At 27.6% G+C, this 3735-nt stretch carries 5 protein-coding genes and 1 pseudogene; 3 read left to right on the top strand and 3 right to left on the bottom strand.

Translation table 11 applies throughout. The annotated features are described in order from the left end of the window. Both DR024_RS04925 and DR024_RS04920 read right to left on the bottom strand, forming a co-directional pair. Positions 1–956, bottom strand: a pseudogene (locus tag DR024_RS04925) (excinuclease ABC subunit UvrA); the annotation flags it as partial. A 218-nt stretch (positions 957–1174) separates the two neighbouring features. Further along, a complete protein-coding gene (locus tag DR024_RS04920) occupies positions 1175–1429 on the bottom strand; it encodes a hypothetical protein (protein ID WP_111918276.1) in 255 nt (84 codons plus the stop codon). Between the two features lie 119 nt (positions 1430–1548). Between DR024_RS04920 and DR024_RS04915 the strand changes: the two genes are divergently transcribed. The 3 genes from DR024_RS04915 (at position 1549) to DR024_RS04905 (ending at position 3455) form a co-directional block, all read left to right on the top strand. Beyond that, positions 1549–2277 (top strand): ABC transporter ATP-binding protein, encoded by a 729-nt coding sequence (locus tag DR024_RS04915; RefSeq protein WP_111918274.1) that lies wholly within the window; start codon positions 1549–1551, stop codon positions 2275–2277. 73 nt (positions 2278–2350) lie between these two features. Beyond that, entirely contained in the window at positions 2351–3067 is a 717-nt protein-coding gene (locus DR024_RS04910) for an FtsX-like permease family protein (protein WP_111918272.1), read from the top strand. Positions 3068–3134: 67 nt separating this feature from the next. Next, the gene (locus tag DR024_RS04905; protein ID WP_111918270.1) at positions 3135–3455 is read left to right on the top strand and encodes a hypothetical protein; all 321 of its coding nucleotides are present in this window, start codon (positions 3135–3137) and stop codon (positions 3453–3455) included. A gap of 153 nt (positions 3456–3608) precedes the next feature. Here the strand turns inward: DR024_RS04905 and DR024_RS04900 are convergent. Next, on the bottom strand, positions 3609–3735 hold a 127-nt coding region (locus tag DR024_RS04900), incomplete at its 5' end, for an amidase domain-containing protein (protein WP_172458920.1).

The raw sequence follows: 3735 nt of genomic DNA, 5'->3' as shown, positions 1-3735 counted from the left end.
CAAGAGTCATCTTTTAACCTTCCAGCTCCCCAGCTTGAAATTGCCCCCTCCATAAGACTTAGACTTTTATCTGGTATTACTAAATCTGGATCTATTTCATATAGAGTTCCTAGACCATCACAATAATCACATTTACCAAATGGTGAATTAAAAGAAAATAATCTAGGAGCTAGTTCATCTATACTTATTCCACAATCAGGACAAGCAAATTTTTCACTAAATAATATATCATCATCTCCTATAACACTTACAAGTGCTAATCCTTCTCCTAGCTTTAAGGCTGTTTCTAAAGAATCTGTAAGCCTTCCCTCTATTCCATCCTTTATAATTATTCTATCTACTACTGCTTCTATATTATGCTTTATATTCTTCTCTAACTTTATTTCATCTTCTGATAAATCGTATATCTCTCCGTCTATTCTTGCTCTGACAAAACCATTTTTCTTTATTGTTTCTATTACTTTTTCATGATTCCCTTTTCTACCTCTTATAAGTGGAGATAATATTAAAATCTTAGTTCTATCCCCAAGAGACATTACTTTATCAACAATTTGGTCAACAGATTGTTGACTTATCTCTTTACCACACTTTGGACAATATGGTGTTCCAACTCTTGCATATAATAATCTTAAGTAATCATATATTTCTGTTATTGTACCAACTGTAGACCTAGGATTCTTACTTGTAGTCTTTTGATCTATTGATATAGCTGGTGATAATCCTTCTATATAATCAACATCAGGCTTATTCATCTGACCTAAGAATTGTCTTGCATAAGCAGATAGTGACTCTACATACCTTCTTTGCCCTTCTGCATACAATGTATCAAAAGCTAAAGATGATTTTCCAGAACCTGATAGCCCTGTAAATACCACTAACTTATCTCTTGGAATTTCTAAATCAACATTTTTAAGATTATGTACTCTAGCTCCCTTAATTACTATTTTATCTATCATACTCTTGTCCCCTCTTCATTTTATATATATATTCTGTCCATATTAAACTTAACCAATCTGCGAACGTAAGTTCCTATTATTGTATTTTAAACTTTATATTTATTCTTGTCAATTATTGAGAAGAATATGAAAAAAACATAATAAAATCATTTTTTCTAAGCTGTTTATACTTTCCTATACATTAAAAAAATGCTATGACACCTGTCATAGCATTAATACTACTTTGCAATTTTGCCATGTATATTTATAGTAACATTCTCATCTTTATCATTTCTCAATAATAATATATTTTCTTCATAATCATCACCATATAAATCTGTATTATTAATATAATATCTGTCATCTAATTCTAATAATAACTTTCCCTTTTGTGAATATACTTTTGTATTGGTATTATCACTTTTAGACAGTATTATAAAATCCCCATAAAACTGAACTATTACTTCATTTAAATCTTCAATTTTATTCCCCATCTTACCTACTAAATATTCATGCTCGTTGCTACTTAATACATTTATTTCTCCGTACCACTCATTTACATCGGTATATCCTAACTCAGTATAATTAGCTAGTTGGTAAGAACTTATACAAGATATACGGAGAAGGAAAAGAAGAATGTATTGCTTTAAATGGTATTGATATTACTGTGAAAGAAGGCGATTTTACATGTATTATGGGACCATCTGGATCAGGAAAATCTACACTTATAAATGTTATTTCTACTATAGATGAAGTATCAAGAGGGAAAATATTCTTTAAGGGAAAAAATTTGCAATCCATGAAGGAAAGGGAATTAAGTAAATTTAGATATGAGAATCTAGGATTTATTTTTCAGGATTTTAATCTTTTAGATAATTTAACTGTAAAAGAAAATATAGCTATTCCATTAATTTTAGCTTCAAAGCCCAAAAAAGAAATTATAGAACGAGTTAATGAAATTTCAAGTAAATTAGGAATAACCCAGTTGTTAAATAAATATCCAGCACAGTGTTCAGGTGGACAAAGTCAAAGAATTGCATGTGCAAGAGCTTTAGTTAGTAATCCTAGAATAATAATAGCTGATGAGCCAACAGGTAGTTTAGATACTAAAAATTCTCATGAGTTATTGAAAATGTTAAAAGAATTAAATGATGAAGGAATAACCATTATTATGGTTACCCATGATAATATTATTGCAAGCTACTCGAAAAAATTGATTTTCATTAGAGATGGTAAAGTGGAAGCGGTTTTAAATAGAGGAGAAGAAAGTCAAAAAGAATATTTCTATAAGATTGTCGATATTACTTCAAAAGATTCTCAAAATTTAATAGATATGTTATAGGGGGAGCTTATGGGCGTATTTAAGTATATCTTTTTTAACAATAAAAAATGATTTAAAAGAAAACTATTTTTATATGATAACAATGACTATGTCTATAGCCATAATATTTGTAAGCTTCAATATAATATATAATGAAGAGATTGTTCCGCAAAGATCATATGAATATACAATTTTATCGATATTAGGAGTTGTAGTTTTAAGTGTATTAATACTATTTATGATATTTGCAAACTCATATTACTTAGAAGATAAGTATAAAGAATATGGAGTTATAACACTATCAGGAAAATCTACATTTGAGATATTTATAATAATTTCAGTGAGAAATCTTATAATGAGTTTAGTTGCTATTTTACTTGGGTGTATTCTAGGATATATTATTAATCCAATTATTATGAGAAAAGTTTTTCAAATGATTAATATAGAAAATCCAACATCCTATGTATGTACACAATCTTTAGCAATAACTATAATAATGACAATTGTAGAATGTTTAGTGGTATTTCTAATAAATTCAGGACAAATATACAAAAAGAAAATTAAGGAATTAATAATAAAAAAGAAAAGTAGCTTTATTCCTAACGTTAAAAGGTCAAAAATGAAGATGTATATATATATAATCTTTTATTCTATTCCTTTGATTTCACTTTTATTGCCTGTATCAAGGAAAGATATAGCATTTGTAATGTTAGCAGCTATAGTAACATCTATTTTTGGTATTCAAGGAGTAGTAAGATATGTAATTCCAAACGCTTTAGCTGATTATAAAAATAAAAATTTTTATAACTGATAAGATAAAGTTAATTATTATAAGTAACTTATATACATCAATAAAAAGGTCTACATCCTTAGTATTAATGTATATAATAACTGCAGTAGTTACAATTGTAGTCATAGGTCAGTATCAAGAATATAGTGTAATAAATATCTTTGCTTTAGCGAGTTTTATATTTGTTGTTGTAATATTAAATTTTACAATAATGTATAAGTTCTTTATTGAAGCTTATAGAAGAAAAGAAAATTTTGAACAATTAAGACTTTTAGGATATTCATATAAAGAAATAAGTAAAATAATATTAACTGAAGTAATAGCGTACTATTTTATAGTAAATATCCTTGTATTGATTCAAATAACATTAGTTTTCTTGGCAAGTAACTTAGCTGGTTTATCAGCATAATGTTTGTGCTAAAGGTTTTAGTACAGTATATATCTATAACAGTATTTTTTGGAATTATATCCTTAGTTGGATATAAGAAGATAGCTGCAAGAAGACAAGTGTAAGAAGAATAAGTTAAAAAATGAGCTGTATCAAAAACTGATACAGCTCATTTTAAAAATGTACTCTAATTAGCCAGAATTTCATTTTTTTATCACTCCAACCTAAGTCCCAAGGAACGTCACATCTATCTGTATTGTGACATGTTACTAAAGTATATCCTTTAGAATCTGCGCCACTT

This window comes from Clostridium paraputrificum (assembly GCF_900447045.1).
GTDB classification, from domain to species: domain Bacteria; phylum Bacillota; class Clostridia; order Clostridiales; family Clostridiaceae; genus Clostridium; species Clostridium paraputrificum.
This window is presented reverse-complemented; position numbering and strand designations above follow the sequence as displayed.